6 protein-coding genes are annotated in these 6,765 nt (G+C 67.1%); 4 read left to right on the forward strand and 2 right to left on the reverse strand.

Annotation, left to right across the window (positions count from 1 at the left end; all coding sequences use genetic code 11):
* A partial coding sequence (locus IV113_RS21090) for a homocysteine S-methyltransferase family protein (protein WP_291089092.1) occupies window positions 1-928 on the reverse strand: 928 nt, incomplete at its 3' end.
* A 79-nt stretch (window positions 929-1,007) separates the two neighbouring features.
* On the opposite strand from IV113_RS21090, the gene IV113_RS21095 reads away from it, so the two are divergent.
* The 3 genes from IV113_RS21095 to IV113_RS21105 all read left to right on the forward strand — a co-directional run bounded on the left by IV113_RS21095 (window position 1,008) and on the right by IV113_RS21105 (window position 3,847).
* Window positions 1,008-1,427 carry a rhodanese-like domain-containing protein gene (locus IV113_RS21095; protein ID WP_291089095.1) on the forward strand — a complete coding sequence of 140 codons (420 nt, stop codon included), beginning with the start codon at window positions 1,008-1,010 and terminating at the stop codon, window positions 1,425-1,427.
* Entirely contained in the window at window positions 1,424-3,325 is a 1,902-nt protein-coding gene (recQ, locus tag IV113_RS21100) for a DNA helicase RecQ (RefSeq protein WP_291089098.1), read from the forward strand. Before IV113_RS21095 ends, recQ begins: the two co-directional genes overlap by 4 nt.
* Before the next feature lie 177 nt (window positions 3,326-3,502).
* The gene (locus IV113_RS21105) at window positions 3,503-3,847 is read left to right on the forward strand and encodes a hypothetical protein (protein ID WP_291089101.1); all 345 of its coding nucleotides are present in this window, start codon (window positions 3,503-3,505) and stop codon (window positions 3,845-3,847) included.
* A gap of 135 nt (window positions 3,848-3,982) precedes the next feature.
* Here IV113_RS21105 and IV113_RS21110 read toward each other — a convergent pair whose 3' ends face one another.
* Window positions 3,983-6,391: an ATP-binding protein gene (locus IV113_RS21110; RefSeq protein ID WP_291089103.1), complete on the reverse strand. Its 2,409-nt coding sequence runs from the start codon at window positions 6,389-6,391 to the stop codon at window positions 3,983-3,985.
* Between the two features lie 171 nt (window positions 6,392-6,562).
* Here IV113_RS21110 and IV113_RS21115 point away from each other — a divergent pair.
* On the forward strand, window positions 6,563-6,765 hold a 203-nt coding region (locus IV113_RS21115; protein ID WP_291089105.1), incomplete at its 3' end, for a pyridoxal-phosphate dependent enzyme.

The raw sequence follows: 6,765 nt of genomic DNA on the forward strand, positions 1-6,765 counted from the left end.
TGACCAGGCCCTCGGCCGCAAACTCGCGCAGCAGGCGGCTGGTGTCTTCGGGCGTTTCGTCAAAGCCGGTGTCGCTCATGGGGTTGGGCAGGCCGGCGTTGGGGTAGCAGCTGATGAAGGTGTCGCCCGCGACCTTGGCCAGCTCCTGGATGTAGGGACGCATCAGCGCGGCACCCAGCGCGCAGTTCAGGCCCACGGCCAGCGGCTGCAGGTGGCGCACGCTGGCCCAGAAGGCGCTCACCGTCTGGCCGCTGAGGATGCGGCCCGAAGCGTCGGTCACGGTGCCGCTGATGATCACCGGCAGGCGCTCGCCGCTGTTCTCGAAGAATTCGTCGATGGCGAACAGCGCGGCCTTGGCGTTGAGCGTGTCGAAGATGGTCTCCACCAGCAGCACGTCGGCCCCGCCCTCGACCAGCGCCTCGATCTGCTCCAGGTAGGCCGCGCGCAGCTGCTCGAAAGTCACGTTGCGAGCGCCGGCATCGTTCACGTCGGGGCTGATGCTCGCGGTCTTGGGCGTGGGGCCGAGGGCTCCGGCCACGAAGCGCGGCTTGTCGGGTGTGCTGAATTTGTCGCAGGCCGCGCGGGCAATGCGCGCCGAGGCCAGGTTCATCTCGCGCGCAAGGTGGCCCATCTCGTAGTCGTCCTGCGCGATGGTGGTCGCGCCGAAGGTGTTGGTCTCGATCAGGTCGGCGCCGGCGGCCAGATAGCCTTCGTGGATGTCCTGGATCACGTCGGGGCGCGTGAGGCTGAGCAGCTCGTTGTTGCCCTTCACGTCCTTGTGGAAGTCCTTGAAGCGTTCGCCCCTGTACTGCGTCTCGCCCAGCTTGAAGCGCTGGATCATGGTGCCCATCGCGCCATCGAGGATGGCGATGCGGTGTTTCAGGATCTCGGGCAGCGCCTGGGCGCGGGTGTAGGCAAGGGAAGTCATGCCCGGATTGTAAGAACCGACGCGGGTCCGGGCCCGCCGGCAGACGGGTGGCCTCAGGCTTTCCCCGACAATAGGCGCCATGAAACACCTCACGCCCCAGCAGGCCTGGGCCTGGCTGCAGGCCGAACGCGAGCGCCGCGAATCGCGTGGCGAAGCCGCACCGCTGTTTGTGGACGTGCGCATGGAAATCGAGTCGCTTTACGTGGGCCGTCCGCCCGGCGTGGAGAACATCCCCTGGTACGAATACCCCGACCTCACGCCCGACCCGGTGCGTTTCGCGCGGACCGTCGAGGAGGAAGCCGGCGACAAGCAGCGCCCGGTGCTGCTGATCTGCCGCAGCGGCAAGCGCACGCTGGATGCCGGCAAGGCGCTGGAAGCCGCCGGCTTCACCGAGGTGGCGCACGTGGTGCACGGCTTCGAGGGTGAACTCAACGAAGACTTCAAGCGCTCCAGCCTCAACGGCTGGCGGCATGACGGTCTGCCGTGGGAGCAGATGTGATCGACATCGCGCCCGAGAGCGAAATTCTGGAAACCAGCCTCGGCGTTCTGCAGGAGGTCTTCGGGTTCGACGCCTTCCGCGGCCCGCAGGCCGAGATCGTGGCGCACGTGGGCGGCGGTGGCGACGCGCTGGTGCTCATGCCCACGGGCGGCGGCAAGTCGCTGTGTTACCAGGTGCCGGCCATCGTGCGCGAACGCAGCGGCCAGGGCCTCACCGTGGTGGTCTCGCCGTTGATCGCGCTCATGCACGACCAGGTGGGCGCCTTGCTCGAAGCCGGCGTGGCCGCGGCCTTCCTCAACTCCAGCCTGTCCATGGAAGACGCGCAGCGGGTGGAAAAAGAGATGCTGCGCGGCGATCTCACCCTGCTGTATGCCGCGCCCGAGCGCCTGACCACGCCGCGTTTCCTGGCCCTGCTCGACTCGCTCCGTGAGCGCGGCAAGCTGGCCCTGTTTGCCATCGACGAAGCCCACTGCGTGAGCCAATGGGGCCACGACTTCCGCCCCGAGTACCGCGGCCTGGCCGTGCTGCACGAGCGCTTTGCCGGCGTGCCGCGCGTGGCCCTCACCGCCACCGCCGACGACCTCACACGCGCCGACATCGTCGAGCGCCTGCAACTGCAGGAAGCCCGCACCTTCATCAGCAGCTTCGATCGACCCAACATCCGCTACCAGCTGGTGGAGAAAAAGGACGCCACCACCCAGCTGCTGCGCTTCATCCGCGACGAGCACACCAGCGGTGACGAGCACGACGCGGGCATCGTGTACTGCCAGTCGCGCCGCCGGGTGGAAGAGGTGGCCACCATGCTGTGCGAAGCGGGCCTGCATGCCCTGCCGTACCACGCCGGCCTGGACGCCGCCGTGCGCCAGCGCCACCAGGACCGCTTCCTGCGCGAAGAAGGCCTGATCATGGTCGCCACCATCGCCTTCGGCATGGGCATCGACAAGCCCGACGTGCGTTTCGTCGCCCACCTGGACATGCCCAAGAACATCGAGGGCTACTACCAGGAGACCGGGCGCGCCGGGCGCGACGGCGAGCCCGCCAACGCCTGGATGGCCTACGGCCTGCAGGACGTGGTGAACCAGCGCCGCATGATCGACGAGAGCCCGGCGGCCGACGAATTCAAGCAGGTGCTGCGCGGCAAGCTCGACGCCCTGCTCACGCTCGCGGAAGCGAGCGACTGCCGCCGCGTGCGACTGCTGTCCTACTTTGGTGAACACAGCGAACCCTGCGGCAATTGCGACAACTGCCTGCACCCGCCGCAGCTCTTTGACGCCACCGAATCCGCGCGCAAGCTGCTCTCGTGTATCTACCGCGTGCAGCAGTCCAGCGGCATGGCCTTTGGCGCCGGCCACATCATGGACATTCTGCGCGGCAAGGTCACCGAGAAGGTGACGCAGCACGGGCACGACAAGCTCTCCACGTTCGGCATCGGGGCCGACCTGTCCGAGACGCAGTGGCGTGCGCTCCTGCGCCAGCTCATCGCCCGCGAAGCGGTGCAGGTGGACGCGGCGCACTACAACACCCTGCACCTGCAGGATGCGGCGCGCGAGATCCTCAAGGGCCAGAGCGCCGTGTGGCTCAAATTGCTGGCCGAGAAGGCGGCGGGCTCCGGGCGCACCAGCCGCCAACGCAGCGCGCGCGCCACCGTGGCCGACGACGGCCAGCCGCTGACCCTGGCGGCCCGCGACAGCCTGGACGCGCTCAAGGCCTGGCGCGCCGGCGTGGCCAAAGAGCACAACCTGCCCGCCTTTGTGATCTTTCATGACGCCACCCTGCGCGCCATTGCCGCGCGCCAGCCCCGCACGCTGGGCGATCTGGATGGAATTGCCGGCCTGGGCGTGAAAAAACGCGAGGCTTACGGCGAAGAGGTATTGCGGGTGGTGAGTGCTTTCGGGTGATCGCCTGAGCGGGCTTCATGCCCCGACCACCACCATCGGCTGACACGCCCGACCGCTCATCGTACCGGGCCTTTTCGGCCCCTGTCATTGCTCAAGAACGCCCCCCATCTGACGATGCTTGAGGTGTACCCGGGGAACTGTCCCCCCTCACCCCGAACATCTCGAACGGAGCACTGCATGTTTTCCTGGCTGCCCTGGATTGGCAAAAGCAAAAGGGTTCAGTACCACGACACGCAGGTGCTCGAGCTGGACTTTCTGGTCGACGAGTTCCACGCCGCGATGGCCGACATTCAGGACCCGATCCGCGTGCGCATCCACGCCGCGCTCCTGTCCTGCCAAAGCCCCAAGGATCTCTGGTTCCTGCGCAGCAAGCTGTTCGGCCTGATCTCCAAGCACCACTGCGAGAGCGTGGCCAACACCCGCATCGGCCGACTCGATCAGAAGCTGCGCTTCTTCGTGGACAACCATCCGGACTACTCGGCCGACGAACTGCCCAGCAAACCCATGATGTTCGTGCACTAGAAGGCACCCCCGCGCCGCCTGCGGCGTCACCCCCTCAAGGGGGCGGTGCCTGCGGCCCGGCAAAGCCGGTTCCGCGGCACCACTGGAAATGCAAAAGGCCACCCAAGGGTGGCCTTTTGCATGGGGCAACATTGCTCAATGCACGAAGCCGATGCCGCGTGCCTCGCGCACCTCGGGCTTGATACGGTGCTCGGCTTCGAGCTGGGCGATGAACTCCTCGGGCTCCAGCGTTTCCGCCAGGATCTCCACCTGCCGTTTCACCGCGGCAAAGTCGCCCGGGCAGAGCTGGTCGAGCTTGGTCAGCCGAGCGGCGTGCGCCGCGCTCAGCCGCGTGGCGTCGCCCCCCAGCGCCTCCACCACGAACATGGTCTCGCGCTGCGCGGCCGTGAGCGGCTTGAAGCGGATCTTGAAGGTGAAGCGGCGCAGCGCCGCCTGGTCGATGGAATCCATCAGGTTGGTGGTGCAGATGAAGATGCCGGAAAAACGCTCCATGCCCTGCAGCATCTCGTTGACCTCGGTGACCTCGTAGGTGCGCTGCGCGCCACGGCGGTCCTGCAGGAAGCTGTCGGCCTCATCCAGCAGCAACACGGCCTTCTCGGCCTCGGCTTCACGAAACATGGCCGCCATCTGCTGCTCGGTTTCACCCACGAACTTGCTCACCAGATCGCTCGCACGGCGGATCATCAGCGGGCGCTCGAGCTGCTGGGCCAGGTGTTCCGCCAGCGCGGTCTTGCCTGTGCCGGGCGCACCGTGGAAACACAAGCAGCCATGGCCGCGCGCCTTGAGCGCGGCGATCACGCGCGGCAGCTCGTAGCGCGACTCGACGTTGAGCATGTCCAGGCTGTACTGCGTGACGCTGGGGCGCTGCACCAGGTCGGGTTTGCGGCCCAGCGCCAGATCGGCGTTCTTGAGTTGTCGTTCGATCAGGTCGTCGAGCATGGGTGCCGCCGCGCCGCGCGTCTTGGCACTGCGGCGCGCTGCCGGCTTGGCCGGGCTGGCGGCGAGCTGCGCAAAGCGCAGCGCGGTGCGGATCTGCGCGGGCGTGAGGCCCTTGCGCTCGGTCAGGCGCGCCACCAAGGCGTCGGACACCGGCGCATCTTCCAGCGTCTTGCGCACCAGCTGCTCCCGCGCACCGGGCGGCGGGCTTTTGAGTTCAAGGTGGTAGGCGAAGCGGCGGCGGAACGCCGGGTCGATCTGTTCGATGCGGTTGGTCACCCACAGCGTCGGCACGGCGTTGGTCTCCAGAATCTGGTTGACCCAGGCCTTGCCGCTCACGCTGCCGGTGTGCGAGGCCGCCACGTGTTCGGCGCGCGCCATGATCTGCGCGGCCTCGCTGGAGATCGGCGGGAACACGTCTTCCACCTCGTCGAACAGCAAGGCCGAATGCGCCGTGCCCTTCAGGAACACCTGCGCGATCTGCAGCGAGCGGTAGCGGTCGCGACCCGAGAGTGCGTTGCCGTCGCGGTCGGCGTACTCCACCTCGAAGAGTTCGAGGCCGGCGGCCTGCGCCACCACGCGCGCGAGTTCGGTCTTGCCGGTGCCGGGCGGGCCGTACATCAGCACGTTCACGCCCGGCTCCTTGCGCGCCACGGCTTCGCGCAGCAGGCCGCAGAGCAGGCGCACGTCTTCGCCCACGTAGTCAAAGTCTTTGGGCGTGAGTGCCGAGCGCGCGGCCGGGCGGGTGAACACCGCCATGAGCTCACTCTGCGTGCGGTACTCGCGCATCAGCACCGGCGGCAGTTTTTCGCTCACTTTCATGAGGTCGGCCAGGTCGGTGATGTTGTGTTCGGAGATGAGGTTTTCCACCATGCCGATGCGCTCCAGCCGCGAGCCGGCGCGCAGCGCCTCACCCACTTCGCTGGCCTTCACGCCGGCCACGTCGGCAATGGCCGCGTAGGCCTCGGGCGCGTTGTTGACCTTGAACTCGACCAGAATGGAGCGCAGGTCGCGCTGGTAGCGCGCGAGCGTGCCGTAGAGCAACAGCGCGCGCTCGGCGCGGTTGAGTTGCAGCAGGCCGGCGAGCGCATCGATGTTCTTCTCGACCAGCGTGGATTGTTTCTTGAGCGAGTGGCTGAGCCATTCGCCAGTGACGGCCAGCACCGCCAACAGGTCCTTGGGCGATTCCTTGGCGTATTCGTCCAGGTAGAAGAACAACGTGCCTTCTTCGTACGGGCCGCGCCACACACCGTAGCGTTCCATGAAGGCGTTGGTGGTGAGGCCATCGTGGCCGCTCCAGAGTTCGTTGTCCTTGCAGCGGCGCTCCAGGAACTCGCGCAGGCGGGAGAGCACGGTGTGCGGCCACACCAGATGGCGGCCGGCCAGCGAGAGCAAGGTGTTGAGATCGCGGCGCACGTTGAAGCGCGGGCCCTGGCGCGCGGCCAGCGTGAGCACGAAGTGCGAGCACATGAGGTCGAGCACGGGCGCCTGGCGCAGGCCGTGCGGCACGAACACGCGCCCTTCGCCCAAGAAGGGCGTGCGGCCCTCTCGCGGGTCGGTCGGGGTGCGGACCGCGGGGATCGCGGCCAGCACAGAACGCTTGCTCATCCAGACACCTCCAGAACGTGCTTTCCAGTGACGCCGTACCGGGACATCCGGCATTCAAATGGACCATAACCCAGCTTGATGAATCATGGAAGAGAGTGATGAACCGGGTTTGTGGGATTTGTCCGGCTTTAAGGTGGCGCGCGGTCTGGCCCGCCGGTTCACAATCGCGCGATGCTGGAACTCAAAGACATTCACGCCGCCGCCGCCCGCCTGGCCGGGCAGGTGCTAGACACCCCATTCGTCGAATCGCGCACCATCTCGCAGCTCACCGGCTGCCAGGTGTTCCTGAAATTCGAGAACCTGCAGTACACCGCCTCGTTCAAGGAGCGCGGTGCCTGCAACAAGCTCGCGCAGCTGAGCGCCGACGAACGGGC

The organism is Hydrogenophaga sp. (assembly GCF_018780385.1).
GTDB lineage: Bacteria > Pseudomonadota > Gammaproteobacteria > Burkholderiales > Burkholderiaceae_C > Hydrogenophaga.